This window comes from Streptomyces sp. NPDC048516, assembly GCF_043199875.1.
Classification (GTDB): domain Bacteria; phylum Actinomycetota; class Actinomycetes; order Streptomycetales; family Streptomycetaceae; genus Streptomyces.
The window spans coordinates 244,025-267,032 of the sequence record NZ_JBICWS010000003.1 but is presented as its reverse complement, the minus strand read 5'-3'; the positions used below and the strand labels follow the sequence as shown (position 1 = coordinate 267,032).

At 72.2% G+C, this 23,008-nt stretch carries 13 protein-coding genes; 7 read left to right on the top strand and 6 right to left on the bottom strand.

Going from position 1 to position 23,008, the window contains the following annotated elements:
• Positions 1-98 precede the first annotated feature (98 nt).
• The gene (locus ACGFR7_RS08330) at positions 99-1,655 is read left to right on the top strand and encodes an IPT/TIG domain-containing protein (protein WP_393314757.1); all 1,557 of its coding nucleotides are present in this window, start codon (positions 99-101) and stop codon (positions 1,653-1,655) included.
• Positions 1,656-1,763: 108 nt separating this feature from the next.
• Here ACGFR7_RS08330 and ACGFR7_RS08325 read toward each other — a convergent pair whose 3' ends face one another.
• Genes ACGFR7_RS08325 through ACGFR7_RS08315 form a run of 3 tightly spaced genes read right to left on the bottom strand, consistent with a single transcriptional unit; the run spans position 1,764 to position 5,345 of the window.
• The gene (locus ACGFR7_RS08325; protein ID WP_393314754.1) at positions 1,764-2,387 is read right to left on the bottom strand and encodes a TetR/AcrR family transcriptional regulator; all 624 of its coding nucleotides are present in this window, start codon (positions 2,385-2,387) and stop codon (positions 1,764-1,766) included.
• A gap of 2 nt (positions 2,388-2,389) precedes the next feature.
• Positions 2,390-4,468 carry a YhgE/Pip family protein gene (locus ACGFR7_RS08320; RefSeq protein ID WP_393314751.1) on the bottom strand — a complete coding sequence of 693 codons (2,079 nt, stop codon included), beginning with the start codon at positions 4,466-4,468 and terminating at the stop codon, positions 2,390-2,392.
• A complete protein-coding gene (locus tag ACGFR7_RS08315; RefSeq protein WP_393314748.1) occupies positions 4,440-5,345 on the bottom strand; it encodes an ATP-binding cassette domain-containing protein in 906 nt (301 codons plus the stop codon). Before ACGFR7_RS08315 ends, ACGFR7_RS08320 begins: the two co-directional genes overlap by 29 nt.
• A 236-nt stretch (positions 5,346-5,581) precedes the next feature.
• On the opposite strand from ACGFR7_RS08315, the gene ACGFR7_RS08310 reads away from it, so the two are divergent.
• From ACGFR7_RS08310 to ACGFR7_RS08300, 3 genes are all read left to right on the top strand, one after another.
• Positions 5,582-8,524, top strand: coding sequence for a discoidin domain-containing protein (locus ACGFR7_RS08310; RefSeq protein WP_393314745.1), 2,943 nt, complete (start codon positions 5,582-5,584; stop codon positions 8,522-8,524).
• 251 nt (positions 8,525-8,775) lie between these two features.
• Positions 8,776-12,948 carry an ABC transporter ATP-binding protein gene (locus ACGFR7_RS08305; protein ID WP_393314742.1) on the top strand — a complete coding sequence of 1,391 codons (4,173 nt, stop codon included), beginning with the start codon at positions 8,776-8,778 and terminating at the stop codon, positions 12,946-12,948.
• A gap of 389 nt (positions 12,949-13,337) precedes the next feature.
• Positions 13,338-14,756, top strand: coding sequence for a S28 family serine protease (locus ACGFR7_RS08300; protein WP_393314739.1), 1,419 nt, complete (start codon positions 13,338-13,340; stop codon positions 14,754-14,756).
• A gap of 132 nt (positions 14,757-14,888) precedes the next feature.
• On the opposite strand, the gene ACGFR7_RS08295 is transcribed toward ACGFR7_RS08300, so the two are convergent.
• The 3 genes from ACGFR7_RS08295 to ACGFR7_RS08285 all read right to left on the bottom strand — a co-directional run bounded on the left by ACGFR7_RS08295 (position 14,889) and on the right by ACGFR7_RS08285 (position 19,311).
• Entirely contained in the window at positions 14,889-16,739 is a 1,851-nt protein-coding gene (locus ACGFR7_RS08295; protein ID WP_393314736.1) for a glycoside hydrolase family 3 protein, read from the bottom strand.
• A 242-nt stretch (positions 16,740-16,981) separates the two neighbouring features.
• A complete protein-coding gene (locus ACGFR7_RS08290) occupies positions 16,982-17,845 on the bottom strand; it encodes a sugar phosphate isomerase/epimerase family protein (RefSeq protein WP_393315358.1) in 864 nt (287 codons plus the stop codon).
• A gap of 350 nt (positions 17,846-18,195) precedes the next feature.
• The gene (locus ACGFR7_RS08285; RefSeq protein WP_393314733.1) at positions 18,196-19,311 is read right to left on the bottom strand and encodes a GNAT family N-acetyltransferase; all 1,116 of its coding nucleotides are present in this window, start codon (positions 19,309-19,311) and stop codon (positions 18,196-18,198) included.
• 279 nt (positions 19,312-19,590) lie between these two features.
• Here ACGFR7_RS08285 and ACGFR7_RS08280 point away from each other — a divergent pair, with 279 nt between their 5' ends.
• The 3 genes from ACGFR7_RS08280 to ACGFR7_RS08270 are packed head-to-tail and all read left to right on the top strand — an operon-like array spanning position 19,591 to position 22,753.
• On the top strand, positions 19,591-20,742 hold the full coding sequence (locus ACGFR7_RS08280; RefSeq protein WP_393314731.1) for a Gfo/Idh/MocA family protein: 1,152 nt from the start codon (positions 19,591-19,593) through the stop codon (positions 20,740-20,742).
• Positions 20,739-21,890, top strand: coding sequence for a dihydrodipicolinate synthase family protein (locus tag ACGFR7_RS08275; RefSeq protein WP_393314728.1), 1,152 nt, complete (start codon positions 20,739-20,741; stop codon positions 21,888-21,890). Before ACGFR7_RS08280 ends, ACGFR7_RS08275 begins: the two co-directional genes overlap by 4 nt.
• On the top strand, positions 21,887-22,753 hold the full coding sequence (locus ACGFR7_RS08270; RefSeq protein WP_393314725.1) for a sugar phosphate isomerase/epimerase family protein: 867 nt from the start codon (positions 21,887-21,889) through the stop codon (positions 22,751-22,753). The genes ACGFR7_RS08275 and ACGFR7_RS08270 overlap by 4 nt, the downstream gene beginning before the upstream one ends.
• The last annotated feature ends 255 nt before the right edge of the window (positions 22,754-23,008 follow it).

Here is a 23,008-nt window from a genome sequence, read left to right as displayed (position 1 = left end):
GCTGTGGCTCGTGGTGCCCCGGACAGGGAACCGCCGGACCTGTGCTGCTCCCCGCGGGGCGTGCCGGGCTCGGGGCGGCCCCGACCGAAGGGGTCCACATGAGTACCAGCGTTCAGTCGCCGCAACAGGAGCTGCTGCAGGCGCCTCTCCTCTCCGGCCAGGCCCAGCCGGCCGCCATGGCGGGGGAGGCGAGCCGGCCGGCGGCGATGCAGATCTTCCTGGCGACCACGACCATCCCCGTCGGCACCAACCCGGTCGGGCTGGCGTTCATCCCCAACGGTGACCTCTACGTCACCAACTCCGGATCGAACAATGTGCAGACCATCGACACCGCCACGGACACCGTCATCGGCGCCGCGATCGGCGTCGGCACCGTGCCGGTCTGGCTGACCGTCGCCCCCAACGGCAACGCCTACGTCCCCAACAACGTCTCCAACACTGTCTCGGTGATCGACACCGCCACCAGTGCCGTCATCGCCGCCATCCCCCTCAGCGGCGGCCCCGCCGCGGCCGCGGTCATCCCCAACGGCAACGTCTTCGTCAGCCGCTTCACGGCGAACAGCGTGCAGGAGATCGACACCGCCACCAACCTGCCCGTCGGCGCCGCGATCCCCACCGGCAGCGGCCCGGTCGGCATCGCGGTCACCAACGGCAAGGCCTACGTCGCCAACCGCAACGCGAACACCGTGACGGTGATCGACACCGCCACCAGCCTGGTCCTCACCACGATCAACGTCGGCGCCCAGCCGAACTTCGTGGCGATCGCCCCCAACGGCAACGCGTACGTCGCCAACATCGGGTCCAACAACGTGACGGTGATCAACACCGTCTCGGACACCGTCGTCGGCGCCCCGATCCCCGTCGGCACCAACCCCTGGGGCATCACGGCCGGCGCCGACGGCAACGTCTACACCGCCAACCGCGGCTCGAACGACGTCACGGTGATCGACAGTGTCACCAACATGGTCGTCGGCGTCCCGATCCCCGCCGGCAACCAGCCGATCGCCCTGGTGGTCGCCCCCGACAACAAGCTCTACGTCACCAACATCGCCGGGGCCACTGTCACCGTCATCCAGTTCGACCCCACGATCACCAGCATCACCCCCAACAGCGGAGCCATCGCCGGCGGCACGCCGGTGACGATCACCGGCACCAACCTGACCGGCGCGAGCGTCACCATCGGCGGCAACCCCGCCACCGGCGTGACGGTCGACGCCACCGGCACGCAGCTCACCGCCGTCACCCCGCCCGGGGCGGCCGGTCCCGCGGACGTCACCGTCACCACGCCCGCCGGCAGCGCCACGCTGGTGGGCGGCTTCACCTACGTGCTCCCCGTCCACGCCACCTCGCTGACCGCGACCCCGGCGCTGACGAAACTCTTCCCCCCGCACGTGTACTTCCCGTTCCTGACGGCCACCCTGACCGACCAGGTCACCGGCCTTCCGGTGCCCAACCAGCCGATCCTGTTCAAGGCCGGCAGCAATGTCCTGGGCATCGCCAACACCGACGCGCAGGGTGTCGCCCGGGTGAACGAGACGCTGACCCTCACCCTCATCCTCCTCAACCACGGCTACGAGGCCAGCTTCGCCGGCGCGGTCACCCCGACGGCGATCCTGTCCCCGTCCAGCGCGACGGCTGGAGTCGTCGAACCCTGACCCGACCTCCGGCCACCGGCCGGTGAGCGGCAGGCGTGACACCGGCCTGGTCGTGGGCAACTGTCCACGGCCAGGCCGGTGTTCGTGCGGCAGTCGTGCCGCCGGGGGCTAACGCCCGGCCGCCCCCACGCGTCCCTGCAGCAGCCGGGACAGCGCCGCGTGGACCTCCTCGACCGAGCGGTCCGGCTGGAAGGACTGCCAGTCCAGGGCGGCCACCAGGACCATGCCCAGGAGCGCGGAGGCGGTGAGGGGGATGTCGAGCTCGTCGGAGAGTTCGCCGGTCTCCACCGCGTCGCGCAGGACGGACTCGACGACGGACTGGGCGCGGCCCCGTACGGAGGTGAGGGTGGCGCGCCAGGTGCGGTTGGTGCGCCACAGTTCGGCGACGTAGAGCTGGATGAGGGCGGGGGAGCAGGCGATGAAGTCCAGGCCCGCGCGGATCATGGCGTCCAGGGCGTCGACCCGGGTGCCGCCGCGGGCCGCGGTGGTGTCGGCGGCCCGGCGCAGCGAGTCGGCGAGCAGGTCGATGCCGTCCCGCAGCAGCTCCTCGTAGAGGACGTTCTTGCTGGCGAAGTTGTAGTAGACGGTGCCCTTGGCGACGCCGGCCCGGTCGGCGATCTCGTCGACGGTGGTCGCGGAGAAGCCCTGTTCCGCGATGAGGGTCACGGCGGCGTCGAAGAGCCGGCGGCGGGTCGAGCTGCGGCGGGTGACGGGGGAAGCCCCCGGGAGCACGCTCACAGGCTGAGTTCCGGGTGCAGGTCCTTCATCCGTACGACCTGCCGGCTGCGCGCCGCGAGGGCGGTGAGCGCCAGCGCGCCGACGGTGAAGACCACCAGGACCGCACAGCCCTGCTGCACGATGGCGAGGTCACCACCGGTGATCAGCCGGCGCAGGCCGTCGACCACGTAACTCATCGGCAGGAACGGGTGGATGGCGGCGAAGAACCCGGGGCTGGTCTGCACCGGGTAGGTGCCGCCCGCCGAGGTCAGCTGGAGCATCAGCACGACCAGGGTCAGCACCCGGCCGGCCGGACCGAAGAACGCGCCCAGCAACTGGATGATGGCGGTGAAGCAGGCCGTGGCCAGCAGCAGGAAGCCGACGGTGCCGGCCGAGCGGGCCATCTCCAGGCCCAGGCCCCAGTGCAGGACGGCCATCAGGGCCAGTACCTGCACCACGCCGACGGCGTAGGCGGGCAGCCAGGAGCCGAGGGTGATCCGCCAGCCCGGGGCGCCCGCGGCCAGGGCCCGCTTGCTCAGCGCCGGGAGCAGCATGAACGCGACCATCGCGCCGACCCAGAGGGAGAGCGGGATGAAGTACGGCGCCAGGCCGGTGCCGTAGTTGGGCGCCTTGTGCATCGACTTGGCGGCCAGCTCGACCGGGTCGGACATCACCTCGGTGCGGGCGTCGCGGTCCTTCTTGCTGTAGTCGGGGATCTTGGCGACGCCGTCGTGCAGGCCGTCGGCCAGCTGGTTGGTGCCGTCCTTGAGCTTGAAGAGGCCGCCGGTGAGCTTGACGGCACCGTCCTTGGCGACGCCCAGGCCGCTGTGGAGCTTGCCGGCGCCGTCGGCGAGCGAGCCGATGCCGTCGGCGAACAGTCCGGCGCCCTGGGAGACCTTGTGCGCACCGGCGTTGAGCTGGTCGATCTGGCCGATCGCCTTGTCCGCCCGGTCCGCGATGCCCGGTGCCTCGCGGGCCACCCGCACGGCACCCTCGTGCAGCTCCCGCACCTTGGTGCGCAGTTGCCCGAAGTCCGTGTGGGAGACGGTGTCGTCGACCTTCTCCGCCGCATCGGCGGCGAGGGCGCTGCCGTCCGCGAGCGCCTTGAGCTTGGGGCAGTCGGGGTCGGTGGAGAGCAGGCCGGAGCAGCGTTCGTGGTAGAGGTCCGCGGCGTTGTCGGCGTTCTTCCGTGCCTGGTCGGCGGCCTTGGCGGAGTCCCCGGGGAGCTTGCCGAGGGCTTCGTCGAGCTTCTGGCTGAGGTCGGCGACGAGCTGTGCCTTCTCGCCGATCTCCTTGCCGTGCGCCCTGAGGTAGGGAAGGTCCTTCCGGGCGATGCCGTGGACCTTTTGGGCGAGCATCTGGGTGCCGTCCGCGACCTGGCCCGCGCCCTGGCTGAGCTGCCTGGCCTTCGCGGCCGCTTCCGTGGCGCCCTTGCTGATCTTGCCTGCGCCCTGGTTCAGCTTGCCCAGGCCGTCGGCCAGTTCACCGGTCTTGTCCTTGGCGGTGCCGAGCCCGTCGTCGACCTTCCCTGCCCCGTCCGCCGCCTCGGCGGTCTTGTCGTGCAGATCGGAGAACGAGATGAAGATCTTGTCGAGCATGGCCCGGGCCGAGGTGGCCGAGGTCTTCGCGCGGACCTCGGAGAAGACCGTCTTGGAGATCGAGCCGACGACGTAGTTGTTGGCGTCGTTCGTACGGACCTTGAGCGCGCCGGTCTGCGGGGTGTCCCCGGAGCTGGAGGCGATCCGCTTGCTGAAGTCCTCCGGGACGGTCAGCGAGAGGTAGTACGTGCCGTTCTCGACGCCCTTGGCGGCGTCCGCGGAGCTGACGTCCTCCCAGTGGAACTTCTTGCTGTCCTTGAGGTTTTCGGCCAGGTCGTCGCCCGCGTGGATCTTCTTGCCGCCGGTGGTGGCGCCCCGGTCGTCGTTGACGAGGGCCACCGGGATCTTGTCCAGGCGGCTGTAGGGGTCCCAGAAGGAGCACAGGTACAGGGCCCCGTAGAGCAGCGGGATCAGCATCAGGGCGACCAGGCCCAGGCGGGGAAGCTTTCCCCTGCCGAACCGCTTGAGCTCAAGCGCGGCCAGTCTCGGCGAACGCATGCGCTGCTTCCTCCTCGGTGGTGTGGGGCGCGTCTTTGGCGGGGGCCTGGGGCTCGTCCTGCTCGGTGGCGCTGGGTTCGGTCTCGACGGGGTCGGCGGACTCGTCCTTGACGGGGACGGAGGGCTCGTCCTTTACGGGGACGGAGGGCTCGTCCTTGACGGGGGCGGCGGCTGCGGGCTTCGTCCGCGTGGTGCGGACGGTCAGTGCGTCCGCCGGTGCGTCGCTGCCGGCCGCCACGACGGTGGTGCCCTCCCGCGCGAGGTCCCGCAGCAGCTGCCAGGCCTGGGCGCGTTCGGTCTCGGAGAGCTTGAGGTCCACATCGTCGACGGCCAGCAACTGCGGGCCGTGCATGATCCCGAGCGCGACGGAGAGCCGCAGCGCCTCGATCCGCTCCAGATCGCGTACGGCCGTCCGCAGCCCCTTGGGCAGGGTGGCGGGGTCGAGCCGGACGGCCGCGAGGGCGGCGTCGACCCGGGCCCGGGTGGCCTCCTTGTGGCGCTTGCTCCAGGGGAGCGAGGCGCCGAGGCCCTGGAAGCGGTGGCCCAGCAGGGCCTGCTCCTTGAGGTGTTCGCCGACCGTGAGGGCCGGTTCGAGGTCGACGACGCCCGGCACATGGGCGATGGCGGTACGGCTGCGCACCGTACCCATCCGCTGGGGCAGCGGGAGCCCGGCGACCGCCGCCGTCCCCTCGGTGATCCGCATCCGGCCGGTGAGGGCCAGCAGCAGACAGGTGCGGCCGGAGCCCGACGAGCCCTCGACCGCGATCAGGGTGCCCGGTTCCGCGGAGATGTCGATGCCCTGGAAGGCCCATCCTCTCGGGCCCTCCACTCCGATCCCCCTGGCGTCGACCGCCGCCCCCTGGCGGGTGGTGTTCACAGACACCCCTCCCCTTTTGATCTGACTGGTCAGTCTAAAAGTGTAGCCGCAGTCAGGGGCCGCGTGATCCATCGGGGGGGTGCGGTGAGGGTGCCCGACAATTTCGTGTCCGGAAGGCCGTGACCCGAACGGGGGAATCGGCCTAGGGTGCCGTGCAGGCGGGGGCCTGATGATGTTCAAGGTGATGTCCGTGTCGCGGTAGTGCGGCACGGGCCGCGCACATACGACGGAGAACCATGGAACATTCGGCACAGCACCCCGTGGACCCGCCCCCGCAGCCCCCCGCGGAGCGCTCTCCCGCGGCCGCGCAACGGTCCGGGCCGGCGGCGCCCCGCTCCCGCAAGCTGGTCGCCCCGCTGCTCGCCACGGCCCTGGTCGCGATCCTCGCGCCCGTCTCGGCCTCCGCCTCCGCGCCCGCACCGGCGCCCGCACCACAACAGGCCGGCGGCGCGCAGGGCCCCTGCATGAAGGGCGACGGCAGCGACGGCTGGACCGCCACCAGCACCAAGATCGACCCCAAGGACAGCCATCACGCCTTCGTCGGCAACGGCTACCTCGGCCAGCGGGTGCCGCCCAACGGCACCGGCTACGCCGCGCCCGGCGGCACGACCGGCTGGCCGCTGAAGACGCCGGAGTACGACGGCTCCTTCGTCTCCGGCCTCTACGCCAAGGGACCCAAGAGCGTGAAGGGCCGGCAGGCCATCGCCGCCCTCCCCACCTGGACCACCCTTGAGGTCGCCACCGGCGGCGCGCACCCCGACACCTTCTCCTCCGCCACCGCACCCGGCCGGATCTCGCACTACCGCCAGACGCTCTCCCTGCGCTGCGGCTTCGTCCGTACCTCGCTGACCTGGACGGCCGCCGACGGCCGCGCCACCGACCTGGTCTACGACGTGCTCGCCGACCGCAACGACGCCCACACCGGCGCCGTACGCCTGCGGATGACACCCCACTGGAGCGGCGACGCCACCGTCACCGACCGCCTCGACGGCCGCGGCGCCCGCCGGATGACGGCGTCCGACGCCGGCGGCAAGGAGTCCGGTGGTCAGGGCGTTGCCGGTAAGGAGTCCGGTGGTCAGGGCGTTGCCGGTAAGGAGTCCGGCGGCCAGGAGCCCCGTGGCAAGGAGTCCGGCGGCGGCCGGGATTCCGGCCGCACCATGGACGTCGGATTCCGCACCGACGGGACGAAGACCGAGGGCGCGGTGGCCTCGACCCTGCGCACCGGGCCCGGGGTGCGTGCGGGCCGTTCCGGCCCGACGCCGCGGGCGGACGAGCTCAGCAACCGGCAGCGGGTGTCCTTCCCGGTCCGCAGCGGCCGCTCGTACGAGCTGACCAAGTACGTCGGCGTGGACACCGCACTCACCTCCCGCTCCCCGCGGGCCACCGCCGACGCGGCCTCGCGCCGGGCCGCCGGCCGCGGCTGGGACGCCCTCTTCGCCCGGCACGCCGCCGCCTGGAAGCGGCTGTGGCGCAGCGACATCGAGGTGAGGGGCAAGCGCGATCTGCAGTCCTGGGTGCGCTCGGCGCAGTACGGACTGCTGTCCTCCACCCGCGCCGGCAGCGGCAACAGCATCGGCCCCACGGGTCTGACCAGCGACAACTACGCCGGTGAGGTCTTCTGGGACGCCGAGACCTGGATGTACCCGGGCCTGCTCGCCGCCCACCCCGAACTCGCCAAGTCGATCGTCGACTACCGCTACAAGACCCGGGCCGGGGCCCGCGCCAACGCCGAGAAGCTGGGCTACAAGGGACTGTTCTACCCCTGGACCAGCGGCAGCAAGGGCGACCTGTGGAACGAGTGCCACAGCTGGGACCCGCCGCACTGCAAGACCCAGAACCACCTCATGGGCGACATCTCCCTCGCCACCTGGCAGTACTACCTCGCCACCAAGGACACCGCCTGGCTGAAGTCCCGCGGCTGGCCGGTCCTCAAGGGCATCGCCGAATTCTGGGCCTCGCGGGCCACCCACAACGCCGACGGCAGCTACTCCGTCAAGAACGTCGCGGGGCCCGACGAGTACAGCAACGGCGTCAACGACGGCGTGTTCACCAACGCCGGCGCCGCCACCGCGCTGCGCCACGCCACCCGCGTCGCCGCCATCCTCGGCGAAAAGGCACCGGCCTCCTGGAAGACCGTCGCCGACAAGCTGCGCATCCCCTACGACAGCAAGAAGAAGATCTTCGAGCAGTACGCCGGATACAAGGGCACGACCATCAAGCAGGCCGACACCGTGCTGCTGATGTACCCGCTGGAATGGCCGATGTCGCAGGCCAAGGCGGCCCGCACCCTGGACTTCTACGCCGGGCACACCGACCCGGACGGCCCGGCCATGACGGACTCGGTGCACGCCATCGACGCGGCCGGGATCGGCGAACCCGGCTGCTCGACGTACACCTACCTGAGGCGGTCCATCCAGCCGTTCGTCCGCGGTCCTTTCGACCAGTTCTCCGAGGCGCGCGGCGACAAGGCCGGAGCCTCGGACCCGCACGCCGGCAAGCCCGCACAGGACTTCCTCACCGGCAAGGGCGGCTTCCTGCAGACCTTCACCCACGGGCTGACGGGGCTGCGGCTGCGGGAGAACGCGGTACACCTCGACCCGATGCTGCCGCCCCAGCTGTCCCAGGGCGTCACCCTGCGCGGCCTGCACTGGCAGGGGCGGACCTACGACATCGCGATCGGCGCCCACCAGACCACGGTGCGGCTGACCGCCGGTGCGCCGATGCGGATCGAGACGCCGGAGGGCGACAAGATCGTCAGCCGGGGGGTGCCGGCCGTCCTGAAGACCCGCCGCCCGGATCTGGCGGCGACCACGAACGCGGCCCGCTGCACGTCCGCCAAGGCGACCTCCGAGGAGCCCGGTCTGTACGCGGCCGCCGCGGTGGACGGCAACGGCACCACCGCCTGGGTGCCCAACTCCGCCGACGGCACCCTGACCGTCGACCTCGGCCGGACCACCCGCGTCGGGCAGATCACCCCGCACTGGAACACGACCCAGCCCAAGTCCTACAACGTCCAGGTCTCCCGGGACGGAAAGCACTGGTCGGGGACCGGGTACGCGGGCCGGACGCCGGCCCGGTACGTACGGGTCGTGGTGCACGGTGACCAGGCCAAGGGGAAGGACGGCAAGCCGAAGCCGCATCCGGGGATCTCGGAGCTGACGGTGCAGCGGGCGAAGTAGCCCGCGCGGCCTCGTCGGGTACGGCCCCGCCCGCGACGACTCTGCTGGAGACGGCCCCCTCCCGGACCACCCGGGGGCGGGGCCGTCTGCCGTGCGGGCGGGCGTTTCCCGTCCGCAGAGGCGGGCGTACGCTCCCCGCCCGGAGACAGGCGTGCACGCCCCCGGCCCGGGACCATTGTTGCGGCGGGATGAAATCCGCCCCCCGCGGTGTTGGTGCCAGGCGTCAGGAGTCGAGGCGCGGGAGGCACCGGGTGGCGGGGACGGATACGAAACGAACGGGCTGGGCGCGGCGGCTGATCCGCGACTGCTGGCAGTACAAGAAGGACGTGCTGCTCGCCCTCGGCTCCTCGCTCGCCGGGATGGCCGTGCTGGCCCTGGTCCCGCTCGTCCCGAAGCTGATCATCGACGATGTCATCGTCAAGCACGAGCGCGCCCTCGGGCCCTGGGCCGCCCTGCTGGTCGTCGCCGCGGTCGCGGTCTACGTCCTCACCTACATCCGCCGCTTCTACGGCGGCCGCCTCGCCCTGGACGCCCAGCACGACCTGCGGACCCGGATGTTCGGCGCGATCTCCCGGCTCGACGGCCGGCGGCAGGACGAGCTGAGCACCGGCCAGGTCGTCGGCCGCGCCACCAGCGACCTCCAGCTGATCCAGGGCCTGCTGTTCATGCTCCCGATGATGATCGGGAACGTCCTGCTCTTCCTGATCTCGCTGGTCGTGATGGCGGTGCTCTCGCCGCTGCTCACCGTGATCGCGCTGGCCGTCGCCCCCGCCCTGTGGTTCATCGCCCAGCGCAGCCGCGCCCGCCTCTTCCCCGCCACCTGGTACGCCCAGGGGCAGGCCGCCGCCGTCGCCGGGGTCGTGGACGGCGCGGTCTCCGGCGTGCGCGTCGTCAAGGGCTTCGGGCAGGAGGAACAGGAGACCGGCAAGCTGCGCGAGGTCAGCCGCCGGCTGTTCGCCGGACGCCTGCGCACGGTCCGGCTCAACGCCCGCTACACCCCCGCCCTGCAGGCCGTACCGGCGCTCGGCCAGGTCGCGATGCTGGCCCTCGGCGGCTGGATGGCCACACAGGGCCAGGTCACCCTCGGCACCTTCGTCGCCTTCTCCACCTACCTCGCCCAGCTGGTCGGACCGGTCCGGATGCTGGCGATGATGCTGACCGTCGGCCAGCAGGCGCGAGCCGGTGTGGAGCGGGTCTACGAACTGATCGACACCGAGCCGTCGCTCAAGGAGCGGCCCGATGCGCACGAGCTGCCCGCCGACGCCCCGGCCACGGTCGTCTTCGACGGGGTGACCTTCGGCTACGCGCGACCGCACGACGGCGACGGCGTGAGCGACGGCGTGAGCATGAGCGACGGTGTGAGCGACGGTGTGAGCGAGGGCGAGGGCGAGGGCGAGGACGAGGACGGGGGCGAGAGCGGGGGCGACGGTCACCGTGGCGGGCCCGGGGAGGACACCCCGGCCGCCGATGACCGCCTCGGCTCCGACCGCTCCGACCGCTCCGACCGCTCCGACCGCTCCGACCGCGCCCTCCGCCCTGTTCTCGACGACTTCTCGCTGCGCATCGAGGCGGGGGAGACGGTCGCCGTGGTCGGCACGTCCGGCAGCGGCAAATCCACTCTCTCGCTGCTGCTGCCCCGCTTCTACGACGTCTCGGCGGGCCGGGTCCTGGTCGGCGGCCACGATGTGCGCGACCTGACCCTTCCGTCGCTGCGGGCCGCCATCGGCCTGGTGCCCGAGAGCAGCTTCCTGTTCTCCGACTCCGTCCGCGACAACATCGCCTACGGGTACCCGGACGCCACCGACGAGCAGGTGCGCACCGCGGCCCGCGCCGCCCAGGCCGACGGCTTCATATCGGAGCTTCCCCGGGGCTATGACACCAAGGTCGGCGAGCAGGGGCTGACCCTGTCCGGCGGCCAGCGGCAGCGTGTCGCCCTGGCCCGCGCCATCCTCACCGACCCCCGGCTGCTGGTGCTGGACGATGCGACCTCGGCGGTCGACGCCCGGGTCGAGCACGAGATCCACGAGGCGCTGCGCGGCGTCATGGCGGGCCGGACCACGCTGCTCATCGCCCACCGCGCCTCCACCCTGGCGCTCGCCGACCGGGTCGCCGTGCTGGACGACGGACGGCTGGTCGACATCGGCACCACCGAGGAGCTGGAAGACCGCTGCCCGCTCTACCGCAGGCTGCTGGCCGACCCGGAAGAGCTGGGCGGCACCGGGTGGGACCCGGCGGGTGAGGCGTCGGGGATCTTCGACGGTGAGTTCGCCGACGGCCGGCTGACGGCCCAGGAGCGGGCAGCGGACACCACCGAGCCCGGGGCCGGAATCGAGATCGAGGCCGGAACCGAGGCCGGAACCGAGGCCGGAACCGAGGCCGGGAGGGAGACGGAGGCCGGGGACGACGGTGCGCCAGACCGGCCCGGGGCGGCCGGCGCCATCACGCCCGAGCTGTGGGTACGCCGTGAGCAGGAGGCCGAGGCGGGCGGGGCCGGGATGGCGGCCCGCGCGGCCGCCGCGGCCGGGCCGGGCATCGGCGCCGCGATGGCCGGACTCCCGGCCACCCCCGAACTCCTCGCCCAGGTCGCCGACCTGCCGCCCGCCACGGAGACCCCGGACGTCGACGAGGACCAAGCCGTGCGCCCCGAGCGTTCCTACGGCCTGCGCCGGCTGCTGCACGGCTTCGGCGGGCCGCTGGCCTTCGCGCTGGGGCTGGTCGCCCTGGACGCCCTGGCCGGGCTGCTGCTGCCGGTCCTGATCCGGCAGGGCATCGACGAGGGCGTCCGGCGCGGGGCACTGGTCGGTGTCTGGACCGCCGCCGGGATCGCCCTGCTCGTCGTCCTGGCGCAGTGGGCCGCGCAGATCGGCGGCAACCGCATGACCGGACGGATCGGCGAGCGGGTCCTCTACTCCCTCCGCCTCAAGATCTTCGCGCAGCTCCAGCGCCTCGGGCTGGACTACTACGAGCGCGAACTGTCCGGCAAGATCATGACCAGGATGACCACGGACGTGGACGCGTTGTCGACGTTCCTGCAGACCGGCCTGGTCACCGCCCTGGTCTCGATGCTCACCTTCTTCGGCATACTCGTCGCCCTGCTGGCCATCGACCTCCAGCTGGCCCTGGTCGTCTTCGCCACCCTGCCCCCGCTGATCATCGGCACGTACTTCTTCCGCAAGCAGAGCGTGAAGGCGTACGAGCTGGCCCGCGAGCGGATCAGCGTCGTCAACGGCGACCTCCAGGAGGGCGTGGCCGGACTGCGGATCGTCCAGGCGTTCCGGCGCGAGCGGCGCGGCGCGGAGCGCTTCGCCGCCCGCAGCGACGCCTACCGCCGGGCGCGGGTCCGCGGCCAGTTCCTGATATCCGTCTACTTCCCGTTCGTCCAGCTGCTGTCGTCCGTGGCGGCGGCGCTGGTGCTGATCGTCGGCGCCGACCGGGTGGGTTCCCACACCCTCACCGCCGGCGCGCTGGTCGCCTACCTGCTCTACATCGACCTGTTCTTCGCCCCCGTCCAGCAGCTCTCCCAGGTCTTCGACGGCTACCAGCAGGCGTCCGTCTCCCTGGGCCGGATACAGGAGCTGCTGCGCGAGCCGACCACCACCCCGGCACCCGAACGGCCCCGCGAGGTACCCGCGCTGCGGGGCGACATCGCCTTCGACGCGGTGCACTTCCACTACGGCAAGGGCGAAGAGCCGGCGCTGGCCGGCATCGATCTGACCATCCCGGCCGGCCAGACCGTGGCCTTCGTCGGTGAGACCGGCGCCGGCAAGTCCACCCTGGTCAAGCTGGTCGCACGGTTCTACGACCCGTCAGCGGGCGCCGTCCGCATCGACGGCACCGACCTGCGCGAGCTGGATCTGACCGGCTACCGCCGCCGTCTGGGTGTGGTCCCCCAGGAGTCCTACCTCTTCGCCGGCACCGTCCGCGACGCCATCGCCTACGGCCGCCCGGATGCCACCGACGCCGAGGTGGAGGCCGCGGCGCGGGCCGTCGGCGCCCATGCGATGATCGCGACCCTCGACGGTGGCTACCTCCACGAGATCGCCGAGCGCGGCCGTAACCTCTCGGCCGGCCAGCGTCAGCTGCTGGCGCTGGCCCGCGCCGAACTCGTCGACCCGGACGTGCTGTTGCTGGACGAGGCCACCGCCGCCCTGGACCTGGCCACCGAAGCCGTCGTCAACCAGGCCACCGGCCGTCCCCGGGCTCTCGGCTCCCCCCGGGCGGACGAGACCCCGTCCGTCCGCCGCCGTACCACCCTGATCGTCGCCCACCGTCTGACCACCGCGGCCCGCGCGGACCGCGTGGTGGTGCTCGACCGCGGACGGATCGCCGAGGACGGCAGCCATGCCCAACTGCTGGCCCGCGACGGTCGCTACGCGGAGCTGTGGCGCACGTTCACGGGCGAGGAGGAGGAATTGGCGGCCTGAGGCCTGAGGGCTGAGGGCTGAGGCCTGAGGGCTGAGGCCGGGCGCCCGGTGACGGGGTGGCCCGTGCCCGGTGGCGGGGTGGCCCGTGCCCGGTGGCGGGGTGGCCCGTGCCCGGTGGCGGGGTGGCCCCGCCGGCGGTGGCGGGGTGGCTCGCTGCCGGGGTCTGGGCCGATCGGCGGTCCGGGCCTCCGAGCCGGTGCCGCTGGACCTGCCACCTGCGCCGACGAAGTTTCCGAGAGGCCCCGGGCCCGCACCCGGGGCCGTTCCGCCGTTCGGCGGATCGGCCGTCCGCGGGTACGGCCGGTCCGCCGAACGGCGCCAGGGGCTGGTGGCACCCCCGTCGCGCCGATAGGTTCAGCCCGACCTTTGCTATCCCAAGGGGAGGGTGCATGCGCAAGGCCACCAGATGGCTGCTGTCGCTCGCGGTGCTCATAGGCACGGCGGGAGCCGGCAGTGCGTCGGCAGGAGCGGCCACCGCCGCCGAGCCGAAGAGCGGGGACATCAAGGACCGGATCCTCGCGATCCCGGGAATGAGCCTCATCGAGGAGAAGCCGGTAGACGGCTACCGCTACTTCGTACTGAATTACACCCAGCCGGTTGACCACCGGCACCCCTCCAAGGGGACCTTCCAGCAGCGGCTGACGCTGCTGCACAAGTCGGTGGACCGGCCGACGGTGTTCTTCACCTCCGGGTACAACGTGAGCACCACGCCGTCCCGCAGTGAGCCCACCAAGATCATCGACGGTAATCAGGTCTCCCTGGAATACCGCTACTTCACCCCGTCGCGGCCCGCGCCCACCGACTGGAAGAAGCTGGACATCCGGCAGGCCGCCGACGACCAGCACCGCATATTCCAGGCGCTGCACCGGATCTACGACAAGAACTGGATCGACACCGGCGGCAGCAAGGGCGGCATGACGGCGACGTACTACCGCCGCTTCTTCCCGCACGACATGAACGGCACCGTCGCCTACGTCGCGCCCAACGACGTACGCAACGACGAGGACTCGGCGTACGACCGGTTCTTCAAGAACGTCGGCACCGCGCAGTGCCGCAGCGACCTCGCCGCCATCGAGCGCGAGGCCCTGGTGCGCCGCAAGGAGATGGTCGCCCGGTTCCAGGCCTGGGCCGACAAGGAGAAGCAGACCTTCAAGACCGTCGGCGGCGCCGACCGGGCCTATGAAGTCATGGTCACGGACCTGGTGTTCGGGTTCTGGCAGTACCAGCCGGCCGAGACCGCCTGTGCCGAGGTGCCCGCGCCGACCGTCTCCACGGACGGCCTGTGGAAGTGGATGGACACGGTCGGCGGCTTCGACAGCTACACCGACCAGGGCATGGAGCCGTACACGCCGTACTACTACCAGGCGGGCACCCAGCTCGGTGAGCCCGGCTACCGCTATCCGCAGCTGGCCGGCCTGCTGAAGTACCCCGGGATCAACAACTCCCGGTCATTCGTGCCCAAGGACATCCCGATGCGCTTCGACAAGCGCGCGATGCCCGACGTCGACCACTGGGTGCGGCACCACGCCCACCGGATGATGTTCGTCAACGGGCAGTACGACCCGTGGAGTTCGGAGCACTTCGAGGTCGGCAAGGGGGCCCGGGATTCGTACGTCTTCACCGTGCCCGGCGGCAACCACGGCTCGAACATCGCGAAGCTGGCGGAACCCGACCGGACCAAGGCCACTGCCGAGCTGCTCGACTGGGCCGGTGTCCAGGCCCCGGCCGGCCAGGCCACACCGCTGGCGCCGTACAACAAGCAGCTGGACAAGCAGGAGGTCCGGCGGATGCCGATGCTGAGGCCGTGAGGCCGTGAGGCCGTGAGGCCCTGAGGCCCTGAGGCCGCATGCCGCCGCGCCGGAGTGCCCGGTGGCCGCGGTGCGATGACCGGAACGGCGCGTTCCCCGGGGACAGGGGAGCGCGCCGTGTCCGTCTCCCGGTCAGTACGTCAGGCCGTGGCCGAGCCGGTAGAGCTCCTGCGCCGGGGCGTCGGTGCGCATTATCGCGACGGGCAGCCTGCCGGCCGGGTCCCGCCGGCCGGCGATCACCCGGGCCGCCGCCCGCAGCTCCACATCCGTCCAGGAGTAGCTCGCCAGGGCCGCCCGGACGCCGTCCAACTGGGCGATGTCATAAGGGTTGCGGACCGCCAGCTGCACCACCGGCTTGCCCGTGGCCAGCAACGCGGCCACCAGCTTCCGCTGGCGCGAGTCCGCGGTCACGTTGTACGTCGCCACCACCACCGCGTCACGCTCCCCGAGCGCCGCCACCGCCTCGTCGATCTGCCGCTGGGTCGGCGCCGTGCCCGTGGAGAGCGCGGTGGCCGTGAAGCCCAGCTCGGTGAGGGTCTTCGCCAGGACCGTGGTGGGCGGCCCGCCGGTGCCGGACGGCGCGGCCGCGTCGACGCCCGCCACCAGTACCCGCCGCTCGCGTCGCCGGGAGAGCGGCAGGATCCCGGCATCGTTGCGCAGCAGCGTGGTGGTGCGGTCCGCGATCCGGTCCGCGGCGGCCAGATGACTGCGGATGCCCACCACCCGGTCCACCGCGCGGTGGGTGGTGTACGGGTCCTTGAACAGTCCGCGCCGCTCCTTGAGCAGCAGGATGCGCATCAGCTTGGCGTCGAGCTCCCGCTCGGTCAGCTCGCCCTCCTGGAGCGCCTTGAGGACGGCGGCATGCGCGACGGCGAGGTCCGGAGGGTTCAGCAGTTGGTCGGCACCGGCCTTGAGGGCGAGCACCGGCACCCGGGCGTCGCCGTACTTCTTCCGTACGCCCTCCATGCCGAGCGAGTCCGTCACCACCACGCCGTCGTAGCCGAGGCGTTCGCGCAGGATGCCGGTGAGGATCGGACGGGAGAGGGTGGCCGGGTCCTCGCTCGGGTCGAAGGCGGGCACGACGATATGCGCCGTCATGATCGAATCGATCCCGGCGGCGATCGCGGCCTTGAAGGGCGGCGCGTCCAGCCGCTCCCACTCCTCGGCGGTGTGGTGGATGTAGGGCAGTCCGATATGGCTGTCGGTGTCGGTGTCGCCGTGCCCGGGGAAGTGCTTGGCGCAGGAGGCGATTCCGGCGCCCTGGTAGCCCTTCACCTCGGCGGCGACCATACGGGCCACGGCCTGCGGGTCCGCGCCGAAGGACCGTACGCCGATGACCGGGTTGGCGGGGTTGATGTTGACATCGGCGTCCGGTGCGTAGTCCTGCCGGATGCCCATGGCGTACAGCTCCTCGCCGGCGATCCTGGCCGCCGTGTGCGCATCGTCGCGGGAGCCGCCCGCGCCGAGCGCCATCGCGCCGGGGAAGAGCGTCGCGGGTGCGCCGACACGGGCCACTATGCCGTGTTCCTGGTCCGTGGAGATCAGCAGCGGGACGGGGACGCGCTGGGCGGCGGCGGCCTTCTGGATGCCGTTGGACAGGTCGGCGATCTGGTGCGGGTCACGGGTGTTGTGCGCCCAGCCGAAGTAGATGATGCCGCCGACGTGGTACTTGGCGATCAGCTCGGCGGCGTTGGCGACCCCGATCTCCTGCTGGTTCGCGGCGGTATCGGCCGGGTCGGGGTCGGTGGCGGAGTGTCCGTAGACCCGCATGACGAAGAGCTGGCCGGCCTTCTCCTCCGGTGACATACGGGAGATGAGGCGGCGCAGCCGGGCCCGGGTGGCGGCGGTGGGGGCGGGGACGGAAACGAGGGCGGATGCGGGGGAGAGGGAGGGGGGCTGGTGTCCGATGGAGGGCTTCGCGCCGCCTGCGGCAGCGGCTGCCGCGGCTGCCGCGGTGGTCAGGACGGTACGTCTGGAGTGCATGTGCGCTCCTTCCGGAGGGCTTCCTCGAATCGTTGAAGGAAACTTCCAAGGAGACACGGATAGCCGGAAAACTATTGTCGGTCAATGACTCGATTCGTGATGGCGCCCAGGTATTGCGGGGCGCGCGCGGATATGTGATGGAGCGTCGCGGGAGGCGGGAGGCGGGAGGCGGGAGGCGGGAGGCGGGAGGCGGGAGGCGGGAGGCGGGAGGCGGGACCGGCGGAGGGGCTGGCAGTCCCGGGTCAGGAGGGGGTGGCTTCGCCGAGGAGTCGCTGGAGGTAGGCGCGGCCCGGCGCCAGCAGGGCGGGGAGGTCGGCCGCCTCGGGATACCAGCGCTTCTCGTACTCCCAGCAGAGCCAGCCTCCCGAGCCCTGGTCGTAGGTGCCCTCGGGGGCGGGTACGGGACCGTGGGCGCCTTCGGGCTCCCGGGCCAGGGTGCCCAGGGCGGCGGCCAGCGGGAGGGCGCCGGCGCCGAGCGGGAGGGGGGTAGGTTCCTCGGCCGAGGCGACGTCCTTGACCTGCACATAGCCCAGATGCGGGGCGAGCGCGGCATGGGTGTCGACGGGCTCCTCACCGCCGAGCCAGCTGTGCTGCACATCCCACAGCGCCCCGATCCGGCGATGCCCCACAAGGCCCAGCACCCGGGCGGCGGCCGCGCCGGTCCGGTGCGAGTCATGGGTCTCCAGCAGGACCCGGACGCCCCGCTCGGCCGCGAGCGGCGCCACCGCGGCGAGCCGGCGGGCGGCATCCGCATCCGCCTCGGCCGCCGGGCGATCGCCGGCGCCGGGAAAGACCCGGACGTACGGCGCCCCCAGGTCGGCGGCGAGGCGCACCAGCTCGGCCAGCTCGTGTGCCAGCTCCTCCTCGCCCGCCGCATCGCGGGCGGCGGCAACCCGGGCGTATCCGGCAACGGCCAGGATCTCCACACCGGCGTCCGCGAACTGCCCCCGCACCGCGACCCGTTCCCGTGCCCCGATCAGCGGATGCACCGGCTCCTCCGGATGGGCCCGCAGCTCGACCCCCTGATACCCGGCATCGGTGGCCAGTCGCAGCACCTCGGCCACCGGCATCCCCGGCACACCGAGGGTCGAAAACGCATAGCGCATCGCGGGGACCCTGCCGTTTGTACGCCTGCCACCGTCCGTGGGCCTGTCGTCCATGCGCCTGCCGCCGTCCGTGCGCCTGCCGCCGTCCGCGGGCCCGTCGTTCGTGCCCCTGGCATCCGTGGGCCTGTCGTCCGTGGGCCTGTCGTCCGTGCGATCCGTGGGGGCCATGCCTGCGCTCCTTCGTGTCGCTTACGCCGTCATCGCTGTCCTTCCCGTCCTTCCCGCCCTCCCCGCCTTCATCGCCCGCCTGCCCGCTCCGTCACCCGTGGACGCGCGGCGCCACTCGTGGATTCACTGCGTCATCAGTGGTCTCACAGCGTCTCCCGTGGACGCGCGGCGTCACCGTGGATTCACAGTGTCAGCCGCCAGTCCTGGCCGGTCAGGTCCTGCCCGAAGCTGTGGTGCGGCGACTCGGCGACCAGCTCGAATCCGGCCCGCCGATAGAGGGCGCGGGCCGCGCCGAGGACGGAGTTGGTCCACAGCACCATCTCGCCGTACCCGGCCTCCCGCGCGAACTCGATGCAGGAATCGACGAGTTGCCGCCCCGCCCCGTGCCCCCGGGCACCCGGTTCCACGAGTAGCAGCCGCAGCCGGGCGACCCCCGGTCTGCCGTCCCGTACACACATCACGGCGCCCACGCGCTCCCCGCCCAGCTCCGCTATCCAGGTGCGGTCCCACCGCGGGTCGAAGTCCTCGGCGTACTCCGCGACGATCCGGGCCACCAGCGCCTCGTAGCTCAGATCGAAGCCGTACTCGGCGGAGTAGAGGGCGGCGTTGCGCTCCACCATCCAGCCGAGGTCACCGGGGCGGGAGGTGCGCAGCGTGACCTCTGGTGTGACCCCTGGCGTGCGGTACCCGCGCTGCTGCCGCGTCCCTCGGCCGGGCCGTTCCGCCACCTCGCCGGGCTGCTCCGTGCCCTCGCCGGGCTGTTGGGTCCCAGCGCCGGGCTGTTCCCCGCCCTCGTCGAGCAGGGCGCGGACGGTGCGCATCGCCTCCGCCAGGCGGGCGCGGTCCGCGGTAGGCAGCCGCCGCAGCAGCGTCCCCGCGGCGTCCTGGGAGCGCTCCTCCAGCAGGGCGGCCGCTTCCCGGCCGTCCTCGGTCAGCGTGATGCGCTGCCGCCGGGAATCCTGCTCGGAGCGGCCGCGGGTGATCAGCTCGCGGTCCTCGAACTTGCCGAGCAGCCTGCTGAGATAGCCGGCGTCCAGCGACAGCGAGGCGCGTAGATCCGCGGCGTCCACCCGCGGATGGTTGGCGACCTCGTAGAGCACCCGCGCCTCGGTGAGGGTGAAAGGGGTGTAGAGATGCCGCCCGTAGTCGAGCGCGCCGATCAGATTCGTATAGAAGCGGTTGAATCTGCGCAGCTCACGGACGTCGGCCGCGGCGTCGGGCCGCGCCCCGCACGGTGCGTCGGGCGGTGTGTCGGTTGACGTGTCGGTTGGTGCATCGGATGGCGTCCTGGCGGTCATGGCCGGCCCCTCACCTTTGACTGAGTCAAGAGTAAGCCGCCGGAGCCGATCCGCACATCCCTCTTTCGTGTCATCCGTTCGCCCGCCATCCGTTCGTTTGCCGCTTGCCGCTTGCCGCTTGCCGCTTGCCGCTTGCCGCCCGTTCGTCCGTGCCTTCCGTGCCTTCCGTGCCGGCACCGCACCTGCGTTCGTGCCTCGCCACGCGGTCTGGCGCCCGTCGCCCGGAAGGCGCTTACTGGAGCGGGACTGCCACCTGCTGTCCGCGAGAGGGGCCGGGCCGTGACACGCACGACCGTACGCATCGCCATGAACGGCGTGACCGGACGCATGGGGCAGCGCCAGCACCTGGTGCGCTCCCTCCTCGCCCTGCGGGAACAGGGCGGTCTCACCCTGGCGGACGGCACGGTGATCTGGCCCGAACCGGTGCTCGTCGGCCGCACCGCGCCCAAGCTGCGGGCCCTGGCCCAGCGGCACGGCCTGGAGCACTGGAGCTGCGACCTCGACGCCGTACTGGGCGACGACTCCGTCGGCATCTACTTCGACGCCCAGATCACCGCCGCCCGCGAGGAGGCCGTGAAGAAGGCGATCGCCGCCGGAAAGCACCTCTACGTCGAAAAGCCCACCGCCGGCAGCCACGCGGGCGCACTGGAACTCGCCCGGCTGGCGCAGGAGGCGGGCGTCAAGAACGGCGTCGTCCAGGACAAGCTCTTCCTGCCCGGCCTGCGCAAGCTCCGCCGCCTCGTCGAGGGCGGCTTCTTCGGCCGCATCCTGTCCGTACGGGGCGAGTTCGGCTACTGGGTCTTCGAAGGCGACTGGCAGCAGGCGCAGCGCCCCTCCTGGAACTACCGCGCCGAGGACGGCGGCGGGATCGCGGCCGATATGTTCCCGCACTGGGAGTACGTCCTGCGCGAGCTGTTCGGGCCGGTCAGAACCGTCCAGGCGCAGCTTGCCACCCACCTCCCACGCCGCTGGGACGAGTCGGGCACCCCGTACGAGGCCACCGCCGACGACGCCGCATACGGCATCTTCGAGCTGTCCGGCGGCATCGTCGCCCAGATCAACTCCTCCTGGGCGGTCCGCGTGCACCGCGACGAACTGGTCGAGTTCCAGGTCGACGGCACCGAAGGGTCGGCCGTCGCGGGGCTCCGCCACTGCCGCGTCCAGCACCGCGCGCACACCCCCAAGCCGGTCTGGAACCCCGACCTTCCGGTGACCGAGCCGTTCCGCGCACAGTGGCACGAGGTCCCCGACAACGCCGTCTTCGACAACGCGTTCAAGACGCAGTGGGAGCTGTTCCTGCGGCATGTCGTCCGCGACGAGCCCTGGCGCTGGGACCTGGCGGCAGGCGCCCGCGGCGTCCAGCTCGCCGAACTGGCGGTGCGGTCCTCGGCGGAGGGCCGCCGCCTTACCGTCCCGGAGCCGGCCCGGTGAGCGCGCCCGCTGACCCTCACCCGCCCGGGCCGGACTCCGCCACCCGCCCGTCCTCCGCACGGCCCCCGCTCCGCTCCCGTACGGTCTTCGCCGCCGCCCATGTGGTCGCCGATCCCCGCGCCGGCACCACCCCGGACCGCCCGGCCGCCGTCGACTGGGACGCCACCCTCGCCTTCCGGCACCACCTGTGGTCGCACGGCCTGGGCGTGGCCGAGGCGATGGACACCGCACAGCGCGGTGCGGGCCTGGACTGGAGCGCCGCCGCCGAGCTGATCCGGCGCACCGCCGCCGAGGCCGCGGCGGTCGGCGGCCTGCTCGCCTGTGGCGTCGGCACCGACCAACTGCCGCCACACCCGGCTGCCCTGGCGGACATCCGGCGTGCGTACGAGGAACAGCTCGGGCTCGTCGAGGACGCCGGCGGCCGCCCGGTCCTGATGGCCTCCCGTCAGCTGGCCGGGGCCGCCACCGGCCCGGACGACTACCGTGAGCTCTACGGCCACCTCCTGCGCCAGACCACCCGGCCGGTGATCCTGCACTGGCTCGGCCCGATGTTCGACCCGGTGCTGGCGGGCTACTGGGGCAGCACGGAACCCGACGCGGCCACCGAGACGTTCCTCGCGATCATCACCGACCACCCCGCCAAGGTGGACGGCGTCAAGATCTCCCTGCTGGACGCCGCCCGGGAGGTGGCGCTGCGCCGCCGGCTGCCGCCGACGGTGCGCTGCTACACCGGCGACGACTTCCACTACCCGGAGCTGATCGCGGGCGACGACCACGGCTTCAGCCACGCCCTGCTGGGCATCTTCGACCCGCTCGCCGCGCCCGCCGCCGCAGCCGTACGCCTCCTGGACAGCGGGGACACCGCGGGGTTCCGGGCCGCCCTGGACCCCACCGTCGCGCTCGCCCGGCACCTCTTCCAGGCACCCACCCGCCACTACAAGACCGGCATCGTCCTGCTGGCCTGGCTCGCGGGCCACCAGCCCCACTTCACCATGCTCGGCGGTCTGCAGTCGGCCCGCTCCCTGCCCCACCTGCGGCGCGCCCACCAACTGGCCGACGGACTCGGCCTGTTCCCCGACCCGGAGCTCGCCGCCCACCGGATGCGGCAACTCCTCACGGCATACGGGCCGGAGGCGGAGGACGCATGAGCGACAGTTCCCGTCCCCTCTGCCTCCTCGACCGTCTCAGCCTCAACCAGGAGACCATCCGGCAGTGGTCGCTGCCCGAACTGGCCGACGGCTGTGCGCGGGCCGGCGTACGGGGCGTGGGGCTGTGGCGCGCCCCGGTGCAGGAGTACGGGGTGGCCGCGGCCGCCCGGCTCGTACGGGACGCCGGACTGCGGGTCACCAGCCTGTGCCGGGGCGGTTTCCTCACCGCGACGGACCCGGGCGGGCGCGCGGCCGCCCTGGACGACAACCGGGCGGCCGTCGACGAGGCGGCCGCCCTCGGCACGGACATCCTGGTCCTCGTCTCCGGCGGGCTGCCGCCCGGCAGCCGGGACCTGGCAGGCGCCCGGGAGCGGGTCGCCGACGCACTGGGCGAGTTGGGCCCGTACGCCGCACAGCGGGGCGTCCATCTGGCCCTCGAACCCCTGCATCCGATGTACGCGGCGGACCGCTGCGTGGTCTCCACCCTCACCCAGGCGCTGGACCTCGCCGAACGGTTCCCCGCCGGGCAGGTGGGCGTGGTCGTGGACACCTACCACCTGTGGTGGGACGACACGGTCGGCACGCAGATCGCCCGCGCGGGCGGCACCGGTGAGGAGGCCGCCTCCCGGATCGCCGCCTTCCAGCTCGCCGACTGGGTCACCCCGCTGCCCGAGGGCGCCCTGCTGGGGCGCGGGCAACTCGGGGACGGCGCGGTGGATCTGCGGTGGTTCCGGGAGCGGGTCGACGCGGCCGGCTACCGCGGGCCGATCGAGGTGGAGATCTTCAACCCGGCGCTGTGGGCACGCGACGGCACGGAAGTGCTGGCCGAGATCGTGGACCGCTTCCGCACGCACGTCGGATGATCCATGCACGCCGGATGATCCATGCACGCCGGATGACGCACGCACGTCGCATGACGAGATCGTGGACCGCTTCCCGACGGAGGTCGGATGACGAGGGAAAGCACACAGCGGGTGCCGGAGAAATAACTCAGCGGATGTGCGCAACCGTTGGCCGTCCACAAAGGTCATAGCTGACGCTGGTCCCGAAAGGGGAGGGGCCCGGGGGGGATCCGGGGGCCGGCGTGGAGGGGGAATCGAGGGGCCCGACCATCGGAC